The 20,233-nt window shown below is 70.5% G+C and carries 20 protein-coding genes and 1 pseudogene; 11 read left to right on the forward strand and 10 right to left on the reverse strand.

Going from position 1 to position 20,233, the window contains the following annotated elements:
- Window positions 1-140 precede the first annotated feature (140 nt).
- Genes OG584_RS11675 through OG584_RS11690 form a run of 4 tightly spaced genes read left to right on the forward strand, consistent with a single transcriptional unit; the run spans window position 141 to window position 4,387 of the window.
- A complete protein-coding gene (locus OG584_RS11675) occupies window positions 141-833 on the forward strand; it encodes an ABC transporter ATP-binding protein (RefSeq protein ID WP_405777681.1) in 693 nt (230 codons plus the stop codon).
- A 46-nt stretch (window positions 834-879) separates the two neighbouring features.
- Window positions 880-1,404, forward strand: a complete 525-nt coding sequence (locus tag OG584_RS11680; protein WP_405777683.1) for a PadR family transcriptional regulator — start codon at window positions 880-882, stop codon at window positions 1,402-1,404.
- Complete coding sequence (locus tag OG584_RS11685) at window positions 1,401-2,087, forward strand: ABC transporter ATP-binding protein (protein WP_405777685.1); 687 nt, start codon at window positions 1,401-1,403, stop codon at window positions 2,085-2,087. Before OG584_RS11680 ends, OG584_RS11685 begins: the two co-directional genes overlap by 4 nt.
- Window positions 2,084-4,387 (forward strand): ABC transporter permease, encoded by a 2,304-nt coding sequence (locus tag OG584_RS11690; RefSeq protein WP_405777687.1) that lies wholly within the window; start codon window positions 2,084-2,086, stop codon window positions 4,385-4,387. Before OG584_RS11685 ends, OG584_RS11690 begins: the two co-directional genes overlap by 4 nt.
- An 84-nt stretch (window positions 4,388-4,471) precedes the next feature.
- Here OG584_RS11690 and OG584_RS11695 read toward each other — a convergent pair whose 3' ends face one another.
- Complete coding sequence (locus OG584_RS11695) at window positions 4,472-5,431, reverse strand: hydrogen peroxide-inducible genes activator (RefSeq protein ID WP_405777689.1); 960 nt, start codon at window positions 5,429-5,431, stop codon at window positions 4,472-4,474.
- 131 nt (window positions 5,432-5,562) lie between these two features.
- On the opposite strand from OG584_RS11695, the gene OG584_RS11700 reads away from it, so the two are divergent.
- Together OG584_RS11700 and OG584_RS11705 are read left to right on the forward strand one after the other, a co-directional pair.
- On the forward strand, window positions 5,563-6,117 hold the full coding sequence (locus tag OG584_RS11700) for a peroxiredoxin (protein WP_405777691.1): 555 nt from the start codon (window positions 5,563-5,565) through the stop codon (window positions 6,115-6,117).
- 12 nt (window positions 6,118-6,129) lie between these two features.
- On the forward strand, window positions 6,130-6,666 hold the full coding sequence (locus tag OG584_RS11705; RefSeq protein WP_405777693.1) for an alkyl hydroperoxide reductase: 537 nt from the start codon (window positions 6,130-6,132) through the stop codon (window positions 6,664-6,666).
- 160 nt (window positions 6,667-6,826) lie between these two features.
- Here OG584_RS11705 and OG584_RS11710 read toward each other — a convergent pair whose 3' ends face one another.
- From OG584_RS11710 to OG584_RS11730, 5 genes are all read right to left on the reverse strand, one after another.
- Window positions 6,827-7,585 carry a hypothetical protein gene (locus tag OG584_RS11710; RefSeq protein ID WP_405777695.1) on the reverse strand — a complete coding sequence of 253 codons (759 nt, stop codon included), beginning with the start codon at window positions 7,583-7,585 and terminating at the stop codon, window positions 6,827-6,829.
- Window positions 7,582-8,994: an AI-2E family transporter gene (locus OG584_RS11715; RefSeq protein ID WP_405777697.1), complete on the reverse strand. Its 1,413-nt coding sequence runs from the start codon at window positions 8,992-8,994 to the stop codon at window positions 7,582-7,584. The genes OG584_RS11710 and OG584_RS11715 overlap by 4 nt, the downstream gene beginning before the upstream one ends.
- A gap of 110 nt (window positions 8,995-9,104) precedes the next feature.
- Window positions 9,105-9,812, reverse strand: a complete 708-nt coding sequence (locus OG584_RS11720; protein ID WP_405777699.1) for a transglycosylase SLT domain-containing protein — start codon at window positions 9,810-9,812, stop codon at window positions 9,105-9,107.
- A gap of 384 nt (window positions 9,813-10,196) precedes the next feature.
- Window positions 10,197-11,519, reverse strand: coding sequence for a PhoH family protein (locus OG584_RS11725; RefSeq protein ID WP_405777701.1), 1,323 nt, complete (start codon window positions 11,517-11,519; stop codon window positions 10,197-10,199).
- Between the two features lie 437 nt (window positions 11,520-11,956).
- A complete protein-coding gene (locus tag OG584_RS11730) occupies window positions 11,957-12,718 on the reverse strand; it encodes an isoprenyl transferase (protein ID WP_405777703.1) in 762 nt (253 codons plus the stop codon).
- A gap of 201 nt (window positions 12,719-12,919) precedes the next feature.
- Between OG584_RS11730 and mgrA the strand changes: the two genes are divergently transcribed.
- Window positions 12,920-13,957: an L-glyceraldehyde 3-phosphate reductase gene (mgrA, locus tag OG584_RS11735; protein WP_405777705.1), complete on the forward strand. Its 1,038-nt coding sequence runs from the start codon at window positions 12,920-12,922 to the stop codon at window positions 13,955-13,957.
- A gap of 135 nt (window positions 13,958-14,092) precedes the next feature.
- Here the strand turns inward: mgrA and OG584_RS11740 are convergent, their stop codons facing one another.
- On the reverse strand, window positions 14,093-14,812 hold the full coding sequence (locus tag OG584_RS11740; RefSeq protein WP_405777707.1) for a prepilin peptidase: 720 nt from the start codon (window positions 14,810-14,812) through the stop codon (window positions 14,093-14,095).
- A 281-nt stretch (window positions 14,813-15,093) separates the two neighbouring features.
- Here OG584_RS11740 and OG584_RS11745 point away from each other — a divergent pair, with 281 nt between their 5' ends.
- Together OG584_RS11745 and OG584_RS11750 are read left to right on the forward strand one after the other, a co-directional pair.
- Window positions 15,094-15,633 (forward strand): hypothetical protein, encoded by a 540-nt coding sequence (locus tag OG584_RS11745; protein WP_405777709.1) that lies wholly within the window; start codon window positions 15,094-15,096, stop codon window positions 15,631-15,633.
- 1 nt (window position 15,634) lies between these two features.
- Window positions 15,635-16,936 carry a M48 family metallopeptidase gene (locus OG584_RS11750; protein WP_405777711.1) on the forward strand — a complete coding sequence of 434 codons (1,302 nt, stop codon included), beginning with the start codon at window positions 15,635-15,637 and terminating at the stop codon, window positions 16,934-16,936.
- A 48-nt stretch (window positions 16,937-16,984) separates the two neighbouring features.
- Here OG584_RS11750 and OG584_RS11755 read toward each other — a convergent pair whose 3' ends face one another.
- Window positions 16,985-17,743, reverse strand: a complete 759-nt coding sequence (locus OG584_RS11755) for a class I SAM-dependent methyltransferase (RefSeq protein ID WP_405777713.1) — start codon at window positions 17,741-17,743, stop codon at window positions 16,985-16,987.
- A gap of 291 nt (window positions 17,744-18,034) precedes the next feature.
- Window positions 18,035-18,412 carry an anti-sigma factor antagonist gene (locus tag OG584_RS11760; protein ID WP_405777715.1) on the reverse strand — a complete coding sequence of 126 codons (378 nt, stop codon included), beginning with the start codon at window positions 18,410-18,412 and terminating at the stop codon, window positions 18,035-18,037.
- Window positions 18,413-18,826: 414 nt separating this feature from the next.
- On the opposite strand from OG584_RS11760, the gene OG584_RS11765 reads away from it, so the two are divergent.
- Window positions 18,827-19,204: a VOC family protein gene (locus OG584_RS11765; protein WP_405784007.1), complete on the forward strand. Its 378-nt coding sequence runs from the start codon at window positions 18,827-18,829 to the stop codon at window positions 19,202-19,204.
- Between the two features lie 257 nt (window positions 19,205-19,461).
- On the opposite strand, the pseudogene OG584_RS11770 reads toward OG584_RS11765, so the two are convergent.
- Window positions 19,462-19,611 (reverse strand): annotated as a pseudogene (locus OG584_RS11770) (cytochrome P450); the annotation flags it as partial.
- Window positions 19,612-19,764: 153 nt separating this feature from the next.
- Between OG584_RS11770 and OG584_RS11775 the strand changes: the two are divergent.
- Window positions 19,765-20,184, forward strand: a complete 420-nt coding sequence (locus tag OG584_RS11775) for a serine hydrolase domain-containing protein (protein ID WP_405784008.1) — start codon at window positions 19,765-19,767, stop codon at window positions 20,182-20,184.
- Window positions 20,185-20,233 lie beyond the last annotated feature (49 nt).

Here is a 20,233-nt window from a genome sequence, read left to right on the forward strand (position 1 = left end):
GTACAGGGACCCAACAAGGTTGCCGCATCTGCGCGTTCTCTCTCGCAAGTCGACCACCTTGTTCGTTATTGTCATGATTCACAGACGCTATGCACCCTCGGTATACACAGCAGGTATACGCAGTGCGTATAGTCCTTGTCATGCCACCTCAGCCTCCGCTGCTCAGCGCATCGGCACTCCACAAGGCCTACGGGCCGACGCCCGCCCTGGACGGTGCCGACTTCGCCGTCGCGCCCGGGGAGATCGTCGCGGTGATGGGCCCTTCCGGGTCCGGCAAGTCGACGCTGCTGCACTGCCTGGCCGGGATCGTCCGCCCCGACTCGGGCACCGTCACGTACGCGGACCACGACCTCACCGCGATGAACGACGTGGACCGCAGCGCGCTGCGGCGTACGGACTTCGGCTTCGTCTTCCAGTTCGGCCGGCTCGTCCCCGAGCTGACCTGCACCGAGAACGTCGCACTGCCGCTGCGGCTGAACGGGACCAAGCGCAAGGAGGCCGAGCGCAGGGCCCTGGAGTGGATGGAACGCCTGGAGGTCGCGGACCTGGGACACAAACGCCCCGGCGAGGTCTCCGGCGGACAGGGCCAGCGCGTCGCCATCGCCCGGTCACTGGTGACCGGCCCGCGCGTGCTCTTCGCCGACGAACCGACCGGCGCCCTCGACTCCCTCAACGGCGAACGCGTCATGGAACTCTTCACCCAGGCCGCCAGATCCACGAACGCCGCCGTCGTCCTCGTCACCCACGAAGCGCGCGTCGCCGCCTACTCCGACCGCGAAGTCGTCGTACGCGACGGCAAGTCCCGCGACCGGTTCGCGCAGTACGCCGCGTGACGCGCCCAGGCAGCCTCCGTACCGAAAACAAGAAGGGCCCATCCCGATGTCCATCGGCCATACCCTGCTCGGCATCCTGGAGTCGGGGCCGCGCCACGGCTACGACCTCAAGCGCGCCTTCGACGAGAGGTTCGGTCACGACCGGCCCCTGCACTACGGCCAGGTCTACTCGACCATGTCCCGGCTCCTGAAGAACGGCCTCGTCGAGGTCGACGCGATGGAGGCCGGGGGCGGCCCCGAGCGCAAGCGGTACGCGATCACCGACGCCGGGGTCAGCGATGTCGAGCAGTGGCTCGCGACACCCGAGAAGCCCGAGCCGTACCTCCAGTCGACGCTCTACACCAAGGTCGTGCTCGCGCTGCTGACCGGCCGCCCGGCAGCCGACCTGCTGGACACCCAGCGCGCGGAGCATCTGCGGCTGATGCGCGTCCTCACCGACCGCAAGCGGCGCGGCGACCTCGCCGACCAGCTGATCTGCGACCACGCCCTGTTCCACCTCGAGGCCGACCTGCGCTGGCTCGAACTGACCGCGGCGCGCCTCAACCAGCTCGCCAAGGAGGTCAGCCCATGACACCGGCCGGTTCGCTGCTGTACGCCGACGACCTGCACAAGTCGTACGGGCCGACCGCCGCACTCGACGGGGCGGCCTTCTCCGTCCACGCGGGCGAAGTGGTCGCGATCATGGGGCCATCGGGTTCCGGCAAGTCCACGCTCCTGCACTGCCTCGCCGGTATCGTCCGCCCCGACTCGGGCACCGTGACGTACCAGGGGCAGGAACTGTCCGCGATGTCCGACGTGGACCGCAGCGCGCTGCGGCGTACGGACTTCGGCTTCGTCTTCCAGTTCGGCCGGCTCGTCCCCGAGCTGACCTGCACCGAGAACGTCGCACTGCCGCTGCGGCTGAACGGGACCAAGCGCAAGGAGGCCGAGCGCAGGGCCCTGGAGTGGATGGAGCGCCTGGAGGTCGCGGACCTGGGACACAAACGCCCCGGCGAGGTCTCCGGCGGACAGGGCCAGCGCGTCGCCATCGCCCGGTCACTGGTGACCGGCCCGCGCGTGCTCTTCGCCGACGAACCGACCGGCGCCCTCGACTCACTCAACGGCGAGCGCGTCATGGAACTCCTGACGGAGGCCGCCCGCGCCACCAACGCCGCCGTCGTCCTGGTCACCCACGAGGCGCGCGTCGCCGCCTACTCGGACCGTGAAGTCGTCGTACGCGACGGCAAGTCCCGCGATCTGGAGCACCTGGTATGAGCTGGACCCAAGACCTCACGATGGGCATGAAGTTCGCTGTCGGCGGGGGCCGCGAGGGCTGGACCAGGACACTGCTGACCGCGGTCGGCGTCGGCCTCGGTGTGGCGCTGCTGCTGATCACCACGGCGATACCGAGCGCGCTCGCCGCCCGGGACGCACGCGAGGACAACCGCAACGACTTCGGCGCGACGATGATCGACAAGCCGGGCGACAACACGATGCTGCTGGGTGTCGTGGACACCGTGTACAAGGGCACCGATGTCCGCGGCCGGCTGGTCCGCGGCGAGGGCCCGAAAGCGCCGATACCGCCCGGCACGTCCGCACTGCCCGGCGACGGCGAGATGCTGGCGTCGCCGGCGCTGCGCAGGCTGCTGGCGTCGGACAAGGGGGCACTGCTGCGCGAGCGCCTCCCGTACCGGATCGCCGGCACCATCGCCGACGCCGGTCTGACCGGCCCGAACGAACTGGCCTACTACGCGGGTGACGGCCACCTCACCCTGGACGACGCCGGCATGGTGCGGCGCATCACCTCCTTCGCGCATCTGCCGCCCCGCGAGGCCATGGACCCGGTCCTGAGACTGCTCGTCGTCATCATCTTCGTGGTGCTGCTGATGCCGGTGGGTGTCTTCATCGCGGCGGCCGTGCGCTTCGGCAGCGACAGCAGGGACCGCAGGCTGGCCGCACTGCGGCTGGTCGGTACGGATTCCCGGATGACCCGCCGTATCGCGGCCGGCGAGGCGCTGGCGGGCTCGCTGCTCGGGGTGCTCTTCGGCGCGGGTTTCTTCCTGATCGGCCGGTCGTTCGTCGGCGACATCGACGTGGCGGGGATCAACCTCTTCCCCGCTGACCTGGACCCGAGTGCGGCGCTGGCCGTACTGGTCGCACTCGCGGTGCCCGCGGCGGCCGTCGCGGTCACCCTGCTCGCCATGCGCGGTGTCGTCATCGAGCCGCTCGGTGTCGTCCGCACGTCGGTCCCGCGCCGCCGCCGGGTCTGGTGGCGGGTGCTCCCGCCGGTCGCCGGGCTCGCCCTGCTGGTGCCGATGCTGGGCAAGGGCCGCGACTCGGGCCACTTCAACAGCACGCTGGTGATCGGCGGCAGCGTGCTGCTGCTGGTCGGCGTGACGGCGCTGCTGCCCTGGCTGATCGAAGCCGTGGTGAACCGTCTGGGCGGCGGCAGCACCGCCTGGCAACTGGCCGTCCGCAGGCTCCAGATGACAAGCGGCACCGCCGCCCGGCTCGTCAACGGCATCGCCGTCGCGGTCGCAGGCGCCATCGCGCTCCAGATGCTGTTCGCGGGGATCGACGGCGACTACAGCAAGGAGACCGGGGCCGACACCTCACGTGCCCAGATGATCGTCCAGAGCGACTTCACGAAGACCCGGACGGTCGAGGCGCTGCGCTCCACGCACGGTGTGCGGAAGGTGCTCACGTTCGGCCGGGCCACCGCCGGGGGGACGAAGAACGCCGAGGAGACCAGCGACATGTACACCGGCGACTGCGCGTCGCTCAGGGTCCTGGCCACGCTCCCGTCCTGCGCGAACGGCGACGTGTTCATCGCCACCGGCGGGTGGGACGACAACCTCACGAAGATCGCCGAGCCCGGCAAACGGCTGTTCGTCAAACCGCCCTTCAGCGACCGGAACGACCGCGTCCTCACCTGGACCGTCCCGGCCGGGACCCGCACGGTGCAGGTCCTGGCCAACCCGGCCGGCGCCCCCGCCTCGGGGGGCATCCTGCTCACACCGGGGGCTCTCCCCGCGCTGCGGCACCTTGCCCTGGTCAACACCGACTACATCTCGCTCGACCCTTCGGAGCCGGACGCCGTCGATCTGGTCCGTAACAGTGCGGCGAAGGTCACTCCGCTGACCTCGGTCGACGCCCTGCACGAGACACGCGAGGACAACCGCTTCGCGAGCGTCCGCAAGGGCCTGTACATCGGCGCCACCGCGGTACTTCTGCTGATCGGCGCGAGCCTGCTCGTCTCGGTCCTGGAGCAGCTGCGCGACCGCCGGAAGCTGCTGGCCGCCCTGACGGCCTTCGGCACCCGGCGCTCCACGATGAGCTGGTCGGTGCTCTGGCAGACGGCCGTCCCGGTCGCCCTGGGTCTGCTGCTCGCCACGGTGGTGGGCCTCGGGCTCGGCTCGGTCCTGCTCTCCATGGTCGGTCACCCGGTCTCGGTCGACTGGCCAGCGGTCGCGGCGATGGCCGGGATCGGGGGCGGTGTCGTGGTCCTGGTGACGCTGCTCAGCCTGCCGCCGCTCTGGCGGCTGATGCGGCCGGAAGGGCTGCGCACGGAGTAGCCGCGGCGCCCGGGGACCGGCCGGGACGGGAAGAGGGGCGGGAGGCGGCGGGGCCCGGCGGACACACTGGCCTGGCCCCGCCGCTCACGCCAGCCAGACCGGCAGTGGCCGCACCCCTTCGCGCAGCGCCGCGGCGAACGCGGTGAACTCCTCCTGGCGCGCCGCACCCGACCGCATCGCGAGCGCGATCCTGCGCATCGGTGCGGGCTCCGCGAAGTACGCCGTGGCCAGCTGGTCGTTGCGGCCGGTCTCCACCCGTACCGCCGTACGCGGCAGCAGCGTCACCCCGAGCCCGCCCGCCACCAGCTGAACGAGGGTGGAGAGCCCCGCGGCCGTGGTCGTCACGGGCTGCCCGTCGGCGCGGCCCGCCTCCCGGCAGATGTCCAGTGTCTGGTCCCGCAGGCAGTGCCCCTCGTCGAGCAGCAGCAGATCCAGCTCGCGCAGGGCGTCCCGCGGAATGTCCGTACGCCCGGCCAGCCAGTGCTCACGCGGGGTGACCAGGACGAACTCCTCCTCGAACAGAGGCAGTTCCACCACTCCCGGCATGCCGAGGGGCACCGCGAGCAGCAGCAGGTCCAGCCGCCCGGCCGTCAGTCCTTCGAGGAGCGAGGACGTCTGTTCCTCGTGCACCTGGAGGTCGAGGTCCGGGTACTCGCGGTGGACCAGCCGCAGCACCGTGGGCAGCAGATACGGCGCGACGGTGGGGATCACGCCGAGTCTGAGCACCCCGGTGAAGGGCGCCCGCACGGCGTCGGCCTCGTCAAGCAGCTCACCGACCGCGTCGAGCACCGCCCTGGCCCGCACCGCCAGCCGCTCCCCCGCCGGCGATAGGAGCACCTTGCGGGTGGTCCGCTCCAGGAGCTGCACGCCGAGGGTCTCCTCCAGCGCCGAGACGGCGCCCGAAAGCGCGGGCTGGCTCATGCCGATCGCGGCGGCCGCGTCCCGGAAGTGCAGGTGCTCCGCCACGGCCGCGAAGGCGCGCAGCTGCGCCACGGTGGGCTGCTTCCCCTTGTGGGCCGCTCCGCCCGTATATACCTGGGTCACTGATAGGTACCTCCGATCACAACGAGCAAGTCTAGCTATTTCTGTGATCAATGGATCCTGTGTCACTCTGTAACCCGTCCAACCCCCCAGGAACACCCCAAAAGGGAATTCCTACACAGCAAGGAGAGTTCGTGCTCACTGTCGGTGACCAGTTCCCCCCGTTCGATCTGACTGCCTGTGTGTCGCTGGAGAGCGGCAAGGAGTTCGCGCAGATCGACCACAAGACCTACGAAGGCAAGTGGAAGATCGTCTTCGCGTGGCCCAAGGACTTCACCTTCGTGTGCCCGACCGAGATCGCCGCCTTCGGCAAGCTGAACGAGGAGTTCGCCGACCGCGACGCCCAGGTCCTCGGCTTCTCCGGTGACTCCGAGTTCGTTCACCACGCCTGGCGCAAGGACCACCCGGACCTCACCGACCTGCCCTTCCCGATGCTCGCCGACTCGAAGCACGAGCTCATGCGCGACCTCGGCATCGAGGGCGAGGACGGCTTCGCGCAGCGCGCCGTCTTCATCGTCGACCAGAACAACGAGATCCAGTTCACGATGGTGACCGCCGGTTCCGTGGGCCGTAACCCCAAGGAGGTCCTGCGGGTCCTCGACGCCCTGCAGACCGACGAGCTGTGCCCCTGCAACTGGACCAAGGGCGAGAACACCCTGGACCCGGTCGCGCTCCTCTCGGGCGAGTGAGCTGATTCCACGATGTCACTCGACGAACTGAAGTCCGCCGTACCGGACTACGCCAAGGACCTGAAGCTGAACCTCGGTTCGGTGATCGGCAACAGCGACCTGCCGAAGCAGCAGCTGTGGGGCACCGTCCTCGCCTGCGCCATCGCGTCGCGGTCGCCGCGGGTGCTCCGTGAGCTGGAGCCCGAGGCCAAGGCGAACCTCTCGCCCGAGGCGTACACCGCGGCCCGCTCCGCGGCCGCCGTCATGGCGATGAACAACGTCTTCTACCGGACCCGGCACCTGCTGTCGGACCCCGAGTACGGGACGCTCCGCGCGGGTCTGCGGATGAACGTGATCGGCAACCCGGGTGTGGAGAAGGCCGACTTCGAGCTCTGGTCGCTCGCCGTCTCCGCGATCAACGGCTGCGGCCAGTGCCTCGACTCGCACGAGCAGGTGCTCCGCAAGGCGGGCGTGGACCGCGAGACCATCCAGGAGGCCTTCAAGATCGCGGCCGTCCTGCAGGCGGTCGGCGTGACGCTCGACTCCGAGGCCGTGCTGGCCGAGCAGTAGCAGTACCGATGTGCGCGAAAGCCCCGGTGACGTGCGGAGACGCACCACCGGGGCTTTCGCGCTCGCCGGTCGGGGCCGGGACAACCGGTCCGGGTTTCCTGGGCCCGGGACCGTCAGGCGCCCGCCACCGGACCGCCCTCGTGGGCATTCGCCCGCCGGCTCAGTGCTTCAGCCGCTCCATCAGCGCGCGCATATCAGCGATCATGCCGGGCTGGAGCGCCTCCATGTCCGCGGCGCTCGGGTCGTCCGCCGGTCTCCCGGGGCCCCCGCGGTCCTGGTAGTCGTAGCTGGCGGTCAGCTGCAGGGTGAATTCGGCCGAGCCGTCGCGGACTTCCAGTCTGGGAACGGTGTTGGCGCCGTCGCCGAAGGTGGTCAGATACGCCTCGTCACCGAGCCCCGGCACCCCTTCGACCCTGGCCGGCGAACCGTCCTCGCTGAACCAGTCCGGCATCGCACCCGCCGCCCGGAACTCGGGTCCCGGATCGGTCCTGTGGTGCACTGCAGCGGTGATCCGGACTCCGTAGCTCATCGCTTTGGTCCCCTGGTCCGACGCGGACCGCTCGCTCTCCGGTGTCAGCCGCACGCTGCAGCTGGCCCGGTCGAGGGCGGGATCCCGGCCCGACCAGTGGGCGTCGTCCGACCTGCTGCCCAGCTCACCGGAGAGGGCCCGCAGCCTCGCGTCGCCGCAGAGGTCCTGGCTCAGGCGGTATCCGCGGGTGTCCGGGCCGGTGCCGTGCCAGGGGCCGTACGCGTACAGCGCCACCGCCCATCCCAGCGACACCACGGCCGCACCACCCAGCGCCCAGCGCCACGGGCGGGCAGGCCGGGGGCTGCGCGGCGGGCGCCCGCAGGAGTCACCGACGGCATCGGCGCCGTCGCCGGAGAGTGGGCCGCCCTCCATCTCCGGCTCGGATATCACTCGGCCGTCTCGGTCCCGAGCAGCGGTCCCCCGGCATCCGGCACGGGATCCGGTACCGGCGCGGGCTCCGCCGCCTGCCTCGGGGGCACGGCCGGACCGGCCCCGGCCGGGGACTCGTCCTGCTGACGGGGCGCCGCTTTCATCGCGCTCTCCTGGCTGTACTTGCGCAGGTAGCCGACCACCGTATTGGTCACCGCCACCAGCGGCACAGCCACCACGGCGCCGCCGATCCCGGCGATCATGCCGCCCGCCGCCACGGACAGGACCACCGCCAGCGGATGGACCCGCACCGCCCGGCCGAGGATGAACGGCTGGAGCACGTGGCCCTCGATCTGCTGTACGGCCAGGACCACGATCAGCACCATCAGTGCCGTGAACGGCCCCTGGGTCACCAGCGCGACGACCACCGCGAGCGCGCCGGAGATCACCGCGCCCACCAGCGGGATGAACGCGAACAGGAAGATGAAGACGGCCAGCGGGACGGCCAGCGGCACATCCAGGAAGAAGAGCCCGAGCCCGATGAAGATCGCGTCGATCAGTGCCACAAGCACCGTGCCGCGTACATAGGCCGTCAGGGTCCGCCAGGCACGCGGCCCGGCGCCCGCGACCCCCGGACGGGCCTGCGCCGGTACGAGCTTGAGCGTCCACTGCCAGATGCGCGCCCCGTCGTACAGCAGGAAGAGGGTCGAGAACATCGCCAGCAGCATGCCGGTGAGGAACTCCACCATGACCGTGACGCCCTGGAGGCCCGCGGACGTGATCTCGTTCGTGTTGGTGCCGACGGTGTCGCTCAAGTTCTTGGCGATGTCGTTGATCTGCTTGTCGGTCACATGGAACGGGCTGTGCAGCAGCCAGCGCCTGAGCTCCTGGATACCTTCCTGGACCCGGCTGGAGACCGTGTCCAGATTCTCCATCACCTGCCAGACCACGAACCAGCCGACCAGACCCATGATGACGAAGCCGAGGATCGCGGTCAGTGCGGTGGCCACGCCCCGCGGCAGGCCGGCCCGCCGGAGCCGGGCGACTGTCGGCTGCAGGAGCGCGGTGACGAGGAGCGCGGCGACGAACGCGAGGACGACCAGCTGGATGGCGCTGATCACCCGCATCAGCACCCAGAGGGTCCCCGCGAGGACAAGGAGCCGCCAGCCCGCTTCCGCCGCCACCCGCATGCCCCACGGCACGGCGGCCACCGGATCGGGCCGGGCCGCGACGGCCGGCGCGTAGTCCGGGGGAGGCGGCACCTGGCCCGGCGAAGGGTGTCCATCGGCCCCGGCGGAACCGTGCGACGCGGTTCCTGTTCCACCGGGGCCGCCGTCCGCTTCTTCCGCCGAACGGCGCTCCTCCAACTTTTCACCGAGGTGAGTGAGTTCGGAGCCCACACGTTCCAGCCAGTCCGGCAGTTTCGACATGCTGTTCCCCTTCCCCCGACCGGGCGCCTCATCCGGAGGCGACCGTACATGCATGGAGCCCCCCACCGAAGGACGGCGGGAGGCTCCATGGAGTTGAGCGGACGAGCGCTCTAATACCAGCTGTTGGCCTGCCAGAACGACCACGCACCACAGGGGCTCTGGTAGCGGCTGTTCATGTAGTTCAGGCCCCACTTTATCTGCGTGGCCGGATTGGTCTGCCAGTCGGCGCCGGCGGACGACATCTTCGAACCGGGCAGAGCCTGGACGAGACCGTAGGCCCCGGAACCGGCGTTGACCGCCTTGTAGTTCCAGCCGGACTCGTGGCTCACGATGTTGCTGAAGCACTGGAACTGGTCGGACGGCATCATCTGCCGCGCCATGGCCTGGACCTGAGCGGCCGAGTAGGAGCCCTGCGACGAGAAGCTGCTCGCGTCGCGCACGGAAGAGCGGCTGGCGGTCTTCGCCTGCTCGTCGCGCTCCTTCTTGGCCTGCTTGGCCTTGGCAACTGCCTCGTCGGCAGCTTCCTTCTTGGTCTTGGCGTCCTTGGCGGCCTGGATACGGGCCGATTCCTCCGCTGACTTCTTCGCTGCTGCGTCAGCCTGCACCGCCTGGGTGTCGGCCTGCTCCGTCAGCGACGCGACCTGGGCCTGCTGGCCGTCAGGAATGTCTGCGAGGGTCGTCGTGTCCGCGGCGGAGGCTGCATCGATGTTGTCGCCTGCGGGCACGGTGCTGCCCGATGCGACGCCGACAACTGCTCCTACGGTGGTGACCGCAGTGGCTGACGCCACCGCGAATCCCCGGACCGAAATCCGGCTCACACGGTTTCCTTCCAGCAGCGACCGCTCGTGACCTCGCGGACGCAATCGTGCCCTTGGCGCGGGCCTCCCTGGCGTACAGGTCACGGGAGGCACTGACCCGGTGGGCAACTCCCTTACGGAAGTGCCGCGTGGTACTCGGGCGGCATGCGGCGGCAAGTGTTGAGTTGTGTGGTGCTGCACCCCTGAGGGTGTACGTGTGCCGCATGCGGGGCCTGACGGAAGCAAGACTCTGCCCGACGCCCACGCTTCAAGGCAAACGTCGGCCGAGTGTTAAAGCTCACACCCCGTTTGGCGCACGAGTTTTCTGGAGACTGCTGCGCAACAGAGAGCCGCCCGGCTAGGCTCCTGCGCCTTGCCGGGCGGCTCCAACTGGCCGGTACCGTACTAGAGCTGCCCATCCTCCAGCATTTCGGTCACCAGTGCGGCAATCTGCGAACGCTCGGACCGGCTGAGCGTGACATGCGCGAAGAGCGGATGCCCCTTCAGTTTCTCTACGACGGCGACCACTCCGTCGTACCGGCCCACCCTCAGGTTGTCACGCTGAGCGACGTCATGGGTCAGCACGACCCGGGAGTTCGAGCCGATCCGGGAGAGGACCGTCAGCAGGACGTTCCGCTCCAGGGACTGGGCCTCGTCCACGATGACGAACGCGTCATGCAGGGAACGGCCGCGGATATGGGTGAGCGGCAGGACTTCGAGCATGCCCCGGCCGACCACTTCCTCGATCACCTCCCGGCTGGTCACCGAGGAGAGGGTGTCGAAGACCGCCTGCGCCCAGGGCCCCATCTTCTCGGACTCGGAGCCGGGCAGATAGCCGAGTTCCTGCCCGCCGACCGCGTACAGCGGACGGAAGACCATCACCTTCTGGTGCTGTCTGCGCTCCAGGACGGCCTCCAGGCCCGCGCAGAGCGCCAGCGCGGACTTCCCGGTGCCGGCCCTGCCGCCCATCGAGATGATGCCGATGTCCGGATCGAGGAGCAGGTCGAGCGCGATGCGCTGCTCGGCGCTGCGGCCGTGCAGCCCGAAGGCCTCCCGGTCGCCCCGCACGAGCTTCACATTGCCCTCGGCCGTGATGCGGCCCAGCGCCTTGCCCCGCTCGGACTGGAGCACCAGGCCGGTGTGCACCGGCAGCTCGGCGGCCTCCGGTACGTACAGGGTGTCCTCGCTGAACAGGAGATCCACCTGGTCGGGCGAGAGCGTCAGCTCGCTCATGCCCGTGTAGCCGGAGTCCGTGATCGCCAGTTCGGCGCGGTACTCCTCGGCGAGGAGCCCCACGGACGAGGCCTTGATGCGCAGGGGCAGATCCTTGGATACGACAGTGACGTCGAAACCCTCGGCCTGAAGGTTTCGCGCCACCGCGAGGATCCGTGAGTCGTTGTCCCCGAGCCGGTATCCGGCCGGGAGCACGCTGGGATCCGAGTGGTTGAGTTCGACGCGGAGGGTCCCGCCCAGCTCGCCCATGGGAAGAGGGGCGTCGAGACGTCCGTACCTCACCCGGAAGTCGTCCAGCAGCCGCAGGGCCTGCCGGGCGAAGTAGCCGAGCTCCGGATGGTGCCTCTTGGCCTCCAGTTCCGTGACCACGACGATCGGGAGCACTACTTCGTGCTCGTCGAAGCGGGTCATGGCGCTCGGGTCGGCCAGCAGGACGCTGGTGTCAAGAACGTAAGTGCGCCTGTCGGGCATGCGGCGCTTAGTACTGGTCACCACGGAAGGACGTACCCCCTTTGGACACAAGCCTGAGGTCGGGGAGCGACGGCGTCGCGGGCTGCTGGGACCGGGGCGGGCCTCCACCAGCGCGGAGGCCGGACCCGGCCCTCCACGTCGCCCGCGCTCACCGCACGGTCGTCCTGGTGCAAAGGGCCTCCCGGGCGAGCGGACCGTGCCGCTCACTGAGATACGACATCCGTGGACCGGACGTCGACCTGGAAGGGGTATTCCCGCGAACGCCCGCCGCCATGCCACGGCGTACGGCCGGTTCCTGCCAGTGGCGGTCGCCGCGGGGAGGAATTCACCCGCACGTCACCCGGGGCTGACCGGCGCGACGTCCGGCCGCCACCGGGTATCCGGTCCCGCGGTGCGAAAAGTTCAGGCCATCACCCGAAAGGGTGTGGGGAAGGCTCGCCCGGAGGGGGCGGCGAGGGGGATCAGGAGCCGTAGCGCCGGTGGCGGGCCGCATAGTCACGCAGCGCCCGCAGGAAGTCGACCTTGCGGAAGGCGGGCCAGAAGACTTCGCAGAAGTAGTACTCGGAGTGCGCGCTCTGCCAGAGCATGAATCCGGAGAGGCGCTGCTCCCCGCTGGTGCGGATCACCAGATCCGGGTCGGGCTGGCCGCGCGTGTAGAGGTGTTCCGAGATCCGCTCGACGTCGACGGTCTCGGCGAGCTCCTCGAAGGACGTGCCCTTCTCGGCGTGCTCCAGCAGGAGCGAGCGGACCGCGTCGGCGATCTCCTGACGCCCGCCGTAGCCGACCGCCACATTGACCAGTATCCCGGTGTTGTCCGTGGTCGCCTCTTCGGCTTCCTTCAGGACGGCCTGGGTGTGTCCGGGGAGCAGATCCAGCGCGCCGACGTGGTGGACCCGCCAGCGGCCGTCCGCCGCGAGGCCCCTGACCGTGTCCTCGATGATGCCGAACAGCGCGGTGAGCTCGTCCTGGGGGCGGTCGAAGTTGTCCGTGGAGAGCAGCCAGAGCGTGGCGACCTCGACCTCGGTCTCCGCGCACCAGCCGAGGAACTCGGTGATCTTGTCGGCCCCGGCCTTGTGGCCCTGTGCGGCCGTGCCTCCGGACGCCTTGGCCCAGCGCCGGTTGCCGTCCAGGATGAGTCCGATGTGCTTGGGCACCTGGTCGTGGTCGAGGCGGCCTTCCACCCGACGTGCGTAGAGCCCGTACACCAGGTCGCGCAAGTTCACTGCGATTCACCTCGCGATGTCGTGCCGGACGCCCTGCCCGACGTGCTTTTCCGGCTGGGGTCCCGGGAGGCGTCCCCCGGGACGGCACAGCACTGAGTCCAGACCTCCGTGCGGTGGCGATCGCCCGAGCCGCCACAGTACTGCGCAGGGGTCATGACAGCCCAACCCGGCCTGTCACAAGTCCGTGATAAGGAGGGGCCTGTGACTGATTCTCTTCGTTATTTCGCCGCTGATGACCGATACGACTCCATGGAGTACCGGCGAAGCGGCCGCAGTGGCCTGAAACTGCCCGCCATCTCGCTCGGCCTGTGGCACAACTTCGGCGACGACCGCACGCTCGACTCCCAGCGCGAGATCCTCCGCCGCGCCTTCGACACCGGCGTCACCCATTTCGACCTGGCGAACAACTACGGCCCGCCGGCCGGCTCCGCCGAGCTCAACTTCGGCAAGCTCTTCGCGCAGGATTTCGCCCCGTACCGGGATGAACTGGTCATTTCGACCAAGGCCGGCTATCTGATGCACCCGGGCCCGTACGGCGAGTGGGGCTCGCGCAAGTACCTGCTGTCGTCGCTGGACGCCTCGCTCACCCGGATGGGCCTCGACCACGTCGACATCTTCTACTCGCACCGCTTCGACCCGGACACTCCGCTGGAGGAGACGATGGGCGCACTGGCCTCCGCCGTCCAGCAGGGCAAGGCGCTGTACGTCGGTGTCTCCTCGTACAACAGCGAGCAGACCGCGGAGGCGGCCCGCATCCTCAAGGAGATGGGTGTCCCCGCGCTGATCCACCAGCCCTCGTACTCCATGATCAACCGCTGGACCGAGGACGAGAGGCTGCTCGACACCCTGGAGACGGCCGGCATGGGCTGCATCTCCTTCGTCCCGCTCGCGCAGGGACTGCTCACCGGCAAGTACCTGAAGGGCATCCCTGAGGGGTCGCGCGCCACCCAGGGCAAGTCCCTCGACCCGGACCTGCTGTCGGACGAGGTCGTGCGCCGGCTCAACGGGCTCAACGAGATCGCGAAGCGGCGCGGACAGTCCCTGGCGCAGCTGGCGCTCAACTGGGTGCTGCGCGATCCGCGGATGACGTCCGCGCTCATCGGCGCCTCCAGCGTGAAGCAGCTGGACGAGAACGTGGCGGCCCTGACCGCCGCACCGCTCTCCGCCGAGGAACTCACGGAGATCGACTCGTTCGCCGTCGACACCGCGGGCACCAACATCTGGGCCGGACGGAGCTGACCGCCGGAAGCGGCGCCGGACAAAAGGACGGGCCGGTCCGTGGGGGGGGGATACGGACCGGCCCGAGGGGGGGCTTCCACCATAACCCTTCATAACTGCTGCCGACTGCCACGCCGTGCCCGGCGGGACCGGTTATTACGCTCCGAATCCGCCGAGCAACAGACCGGTGAACGCACCCGCGACCATGAAGGGTCCGAACGGCATCGAACTCTTGCGTCCCGCACGCCCCCGCAGGATGAGGCCGACGCCGTAGAGGGCGCCGTAGACGAAACCGGCGAACGTGCCCAGCAGCAGGACCCCCCAGCCGTACCACCCGAGGGCCACCCCGAGGCCGGCAGCAAGCTTGACGTCACCGAAGCCCATGCCGTTCGGGTTGATGAGGAAGAGCACGAAGTAGCCGCCGCCCAGGGCCAGTCCGCCGAGCAGCGCCGTCGGCCACGAGCCCCGCGCGCCGGGCAGCAGCGCCGCGACCCCCAGCAGGGCGGCGGTCGCCCCCGCGATGGGCAGTGTCAGGACGTCGGGCAGCCGCTGTACGGCCCGGTCGACCAGGGCCAGCAGGACGAGGGCCGGCGCGAGCAGCACCCAGACGGCCAGTTCGGGGACGGGCCCCGCAGCCGCCGCCAGCGCGGCGCAGCACAGCGCCGTGACCGTGGCGGTCACGGGTGTGCTGGGCCCGTACCAGCCGCCGGTTTCGCGCGCCGGGCCGAGCCAGCCCGAGATGGGCCGGCCCGATGGGGTCGCGTCCTGCCATGGGGTCTCGGGGGCCACCGCGAGTCGGTAGGCGGGGCGCGGCAGCAGGGTCCCCACGGCGGCGCCGAAGCAGGCGGCGAGTACGACGATCAGCGCGGCAGACACCCGGCGAGTTTAGGCCCTGCCCCGGCCGTCCCCCATGGGCCGGTACACCCCCCTTTACCGTCCTGCCCAGGACCGGCCACTTCCCCGGGCCGGCCCGGGGAAGTGGCCGGTCGGGTGTGTTCCCTGCGGCGCCTCCCCTCAGCGCGCCGCACACGGGGGCGCAGGAAGGTGACGGCGTGAACCTGCGCTTGCAGCAAGGCCCTTGCTACCGTCGTACGGCCCGGCGCGTACTGCTTCGGGCGGGGCGCGGGCCAACGGGTCGGGCGGAACGGGGGAATGCTGTGGGTACGCCGGTGCGTGAAGTGGTACGGGACGTGGTGGCCGCCGTGGCGCCGCAGGAACTTTCGCTGCTCGACGGGCTGTCGGAGCTCAGCGAAGGCCGGGTGACGCACTTCTTCGCGGGTCCTGACCGGCGCGAGGACCTGCTCGGGTTCGGGCTCACCGAGGTCTCCACCCTGGTGACCCCGGTGGTGTGGATGGCCGTGGACGAGACGGCCCGCCGCGCGCTGGGAGCCGCGGTGGACTCGTCCGCCCGGCGGGCCTCCGCCACCGTGCGCCGAGTCCTGCGCCGGCCTCCCCAGGATCCGCCCCCGGTCGCGCCGTTGACGCCGGACCAGCTGGACGTCGTACATCAGCGGGTACGTGAGCTGGCGAGCGCCTCGTCCATCGGCGGGCCGCAGGCCGAGGCCCTCGCCGACGCCGTGGTGTCCCGGCTGGCACGCCGGCCGGGCGGCGCACCGGACTCGGGTACCGCCCATGGCAGGAGACAGGAACCGGAACCCGAGCCGGAGCCCGCGCCGGAGCCGGGGCCGGGGGGCTGAGATGGCCGGGAAGAAGGAACGGGAACTCGGGGACGGCACCACCAGGCGCTTCCTGCTTCTGCTCTTCCTGCTGGTCGTGTCCAGCCAGTTCCTGCTGTACGCGGTGGCCTCGCGGTGGCGCGACCGTACCGGCTACGACCGCTGCATGGACGCGGCCATCACCGGGCCCGACGGCAGGATCCTGCCCCTGGTACGCGACGACGAGGTACTGGCATTCGGCGACCGGGCCGATGCGTGCGAGCACACACTGCTGCACACCGCGTACCTCCAGGCGCTCTGCGGTACCGCACTCGTGCTGCTCGCCACCTTCGTCCTCTATCTGGCGATCCCCCGGTGGCGCGGGCGCGAGGGCCGTCTGCGCACCGTGGGACCGGGCAGCGACCCCGAGCTGTACGAGGAACTGCTCCGGCTGACCGGGCGGGCCGGGCTCGCACGTCCGCCGCGGTTCGCCGTGGACCCGCGTGCACTCACCGCGGGGGCGGTGGTGTTCGGGCGGGGGCGACGGCTGACCGTATGTCTGCACGCGGGGCTGCCGGCCCGGCGCACGTCCGACCCGCGCCAGTTCGAGGCGGTGGTCCTCCACGAGCTCGCCCATGTCGAGAACGCCGACATCGGGATGGTCTACGCGTCCGTCGCGCTGGGCCGGGTCTTCCTGGTCGCGGTGCTGCTCCCGTACGCGTTCTTCCAGGGCTGGTTGCTGCTGCGGGGCCATGTGCCAGGTTCGTCGGCGCCGCTCTGGAAGGAACAGCGTCCGAAGCGGGCCGAGTTGCTGTTCGCGGTGCTGCTCGCCCTGCAGGTCCAGTGGGCACGGGCGGACATCCTGCGCCACCGTGAGCTCTGCGCCGACCGGGAGGCGGTCGGCTGGGGGGCCGATCCGGAGGTGTGGCGGGCGGCAGCGCGAGGTGGCACCCGGCCGGCGGGCGGGCGGGCTCGCCCGCTGCTGCGGACACTGGCCCGCTGGGCAGCCCTGCCCTGGCGCACGCATCCGAGCTGGGCGCTGCGGGCACGCTCCCTGGACCGGCCCTGGCTGGGCAATCTGACGGCAACCGGACTCGCCGTGGGCGGCGGCTTCAGCCTGATCTACGCACTGAACGGTGTCCGTCGGACCGGTTACGGGGGTCCGCTGGACGGGCCGGTGTCGCTGATCGGTTTCGCGCTCGTCCTGGCAGTGGCGTACGCGGCCAAGCCGCAGGTGGACCCGGCGCTCGTCGCGGCCGTACGCGAGCGGGCGACCGAGATGTTCGACGATTTCGTCGACCGTTGGGAGGAGCGGAGGCGACGGAGGGGGAAGCGGGTGTCCTGATGCGGGCGACGAGGCGGCTGACGTAGCCGCGTCGGCCCGCCCGGTGCGTCACAGCGGCTTGCGGGCCTCGATCAGGAAGCGCGTCGTGTGCGCGAGGAACGGCCCCTCGGCCTCGATCTGCTCGTGCAGGGCCCGGAGCTGCGGCAGGTACGCACCGGTGGTGAAGCCGGGCACCATCCAGACCACCTTGCGCAGGAAGTAGATGACGGCGCCGATGTCCGAGAACTCGGTGCGCAGCCTCTCCAGGCGCAGGTCGGCCACCTCCAGACCCGCAGCCTGCGCCGCCGCCCGCGCCGCCTCGGGGTCGCGGCCCTTGCGCGCCTCGGGCTGCGGGCCGAGGAAGTACTCGACGAGCTCGAAGACACTGGCCGGGCCGACCTCCTGCGAGAAGTACGTGCCGCCGGGCGCCAGCACCCGGGCGATCTCCTGCCAGTGGGCCTTCACCGGGTGGCGGCTGACGACCAGGTCGAAGGCCCCGTCGGCGAAGGGCAGCGGCGGCTCGTCCGGGTCGGCCACCACGGCGGCGCCCAGCGGATGCAGCAGGGCGGTGGCCTTGGCGACGTTCGGCGGCCAGGCCTCGGTGGCCACCGTCAGCGGGGGCAGCTTCTCCACACCGGCGAGCACTTCCCCGCCGCCGGTCTGGATGTCGAGGGCAGCCGATGCCCGGCCCATCCTCTCCCCCATCGCGCGGGCGTATCCCCACGAGGGGCGTTCCTCGGTGGCGCGCCCCTCCAGCCAGGAGAAGTCCCAGCCGTCGACGGATACGGAGTCGGCCTCGGCCACCAGCTCTTCAAAGGTCCTGGACATGGGACCCGAGTCTGGCAGGCCCGGTGGCGGGCCTGCCAGCGCATTAAGGGGTCCTTGCACTGTGCCCGCACGGGTCGGGACGCTCATGGCGCAAGGGCCCCTCAGGGCCTGACGTCCGGGTCGGGCGGGCATCGCGGCCCGATCCGGACGGACGATCCCCGGCTCCCGCCGAGGAGGACCGCCCCGCCCCACCGGCCCGCGACGTGAGCGAGCTCACCGGCCCGGTGCGCCGCATGCCGCACCGGTGGCCGCGGTCCGCCGCGGCGATGGCGACGCGGTGGGCCGCATCCTTCAGGACGAGATCTCGGCGACGGTGGGACTGCTCGGGAAGTAACCGGCCAGCCCGGTGACCCGCAGCATCCGCAGATGCAGCGCGCGGGTGCAGACCAGGTCGATGGAGCCTCCGCGGTCGAGCACCCGCCGTCTGGCCCGGCAGAGCAGTCCCAGTGCGGCGCAGTCGATGAAGGTCGCAGGGCGGAGGTCCACGATCACCCACGCGCCCTGGGGAGCGGTGGCGGCGTCGGTGCACTCACGGATGCCGTCCGCCGCGAGGAGATCGATCTCGCCGCTCAGCTCGACCACGGTGAAGCGGCCCGCGGTGTAACTGCGGGCAACGGGGCCCGGAGTGCGCCGGCCCTCCGGCTCTCGCTTTTCCTTCTTGACGTCCAAGACAGACCCCCGGTCTCTGTGACTTCGGTTCGGTCGGCGGCAACGGCCGGGGCGACGTGACTCACCCTAGGAAGGCCCACGGCGCAGAAACGTGCATGCTTGCCGGGATTCACCTGGCCGAGTGAATACAGCGGTGAACGGCTCTTCTCCGCAGGCGGGTTGCCACGCGGTACGGCGCCCCACATTTCTGCAGGCCGTCTACGATGGCGGGTACGGCATCGCGCGTCGGTCACCGGCCGGGTGAGGCGTGGAGGTAGCCCGTGAGATGCCCGATGGAGGCATTCCACAGTGTCGGAATCAGAAACAGCAGCGACAGAAGCAGCAGTAGCGGAAGCAGCGACAACAGGGGCAGCGGTACCGGACCCAGCATCACAGCCCGGCCCCGATTCGGCATCCCGGACCTTCCCCGTCGAGCTGAACCACACGATCGTTGCCGCCCGCGACAACCGGGAGTCCGCCGAGTTCCTGGCCACCGTGCTCGGACTGCGGGCCGGGGCCGAATGGGGGCCGTTCGTCCCCGTGGAGCTGAGCAACGGCGTGACTCTGGACTTCGCGTCAGTGCCGCCCGGTGCCCCGCTCCCCCTGCAGCACTACGCCTTCCTCGTCCCCGAAGAGGCCTTCGACGGGATCTTCGCCAGAATGCGGGCCACCGGTACGGACTACTACGCCGACCCGCACAAGAAGCAGCCCGGCGAGATCAACCACCACCACGGCGGCCGGGGCGTGTACTTCATGGACCCGTCGGGGCACGCCATGGAGGTCATCACCCAGCCGTACGGCAACGCGGGCTGAGCCGGGGCCCCGGACGGCCCCCGTGGCCACCCGGCGGCATAGGACCGTCACGGTCCGGCCGCCCGGTCGCCGCGCCCCGGCGATCCGGCCGGACGGCACCTCTTCCTCGGCGCAGCCGCCCGAGTGCCCGGTGGCGGACCCTGAGCTGTCGGCGAAGCACCCGGCCCAGGTGTTCCGCCGCGGTGCACCGGCGAGGTGCCGGTCAGCTGCCGGTCAGCTGCCGGTCAGCTGCCGGTCAGCTGCCGGTCAGCTGCCGGTCAGCTGCCGAACCGTACCCGTACCTCCCTGGGCCCTCTCGTGAACACCCCCTGCTCGGCATAGCGCCGCCCTTCCGCGGGCCGCATGTCCGGCATGGCGTCGAGGAGCAGACCGACCCCGGTCGACACCTCGGCCCTGGCCAGCAGCGCCACCGCAGCGGCCGCCATGCTGGCCGCCCTTCCGCTGCCCGCACACGCCACGCCCCGTACGCGCTCCCCCGCCGTTCTCCGGTCGACCCCGCCGCTCTGAGCGCCGCACTCGCCGATCTGGAGCATCCCCGGGTCACGTCGGCGCAGATACGGATCGGTGGATCGGCCGGGAAGTGGTACGGGGCTTCGGGCGCCGCGGACCTCGCCGACGGGCGGCCACCCCGTACCGGGGACCGGATCCGGATCGGCAGTGTCAGCAAGGCGTTTGTCGCCGCAGTCGTGCTCCAGCTCGTGGCCCAGCGGCGGTTGGCACCGCACGACACGGTCCAGGGATGGCTGCCCGGCCTGATGCCCGGCCGTTTCCCCGCGATCACTGTGGAACAGCTGCTCAACCACACCAGTGGGCTGCCCGACGCCACCGGCCCCGAGCCGGTCACTCCGGAGGAGATCGCCGCGTACCGGGACAACCGGCTGACGCCGCGGCAGATGGATGACGCAGCGGATCGTCGCCACGGCGACAGCGCGCTGAGCGGGCGTACTCGTGCACCGGCTGGACGCAGTGGCCCGGTCTGACAGGTAACACGCTTGGTCCTGCGAAGTGTTGTGGCGCTTCTGCACCGCT

This window comes from Streptomyces sp. NBC_00859 (assembly GCF_045161865.1).
In the GTDB taxonomy this organism is placed as follows: domain Bacteria; phylum Actinomycetota; class Actinomycetes; order Streptomycetales; family Streptomycetaceae; genus Streptomyces.

Coding starts and splice junctions, on each gene's coding strand:
- OG584_RS11690 (WP_405777687.1), top strand. CDS start 2,084: ATGAGCTGGACCCAAGACCTCACGATGGGCATGAAGTTCGCTGTCGGC.
- OG584_RS11685 (WP_405777685.1), top strand. CDS start 1,401: ATGACACCGGCCGGTTCGCTGCTGTACGCCGACGACCTGCACAAGTCG.
- OG584_RS11705 (WP_405777693.1), top strand. CDS start 6,130: ATGTCACTCGACGAACTGAAGTCCGCCGTACCGGACTACGCCAAGGAC.
- OG584_RS11715 (WP_405777697.1), bottom strand. CDS start 8,994: ATGTCGAAACTGCCGGACTGGCTGGAACGTGTGGGCTCCGAACTCACT.
- OG584_RS11750 (WP_405777711.1), top strand. CDS start 15,635: ATGGCCGGGAAGAAGGAACGGGAACTCGGGGACGGCACCACCAGGCGC.
- OG584_RS11755 (WP_405777713.1), bottom strand. CDS start 17,743: ATGTCCAGGACCTTTGAAGAGCTGGTGGCCGAGGCCGACTCCGTATCC.
- OG584_RS11680 (WP_405777683.1), top strand. CDS start 880: ATGTCCATCGGCCATACCCTGCTCGGCATCCTGGAGTCGGGGCCGCGC.
- OG584_RS11675 (WP_405777681.1), top strand. CDS start 141: ATGCCACCTCAGCCTCCGCTGCTCAGCGCATCGGCACTCCACAAGGCC.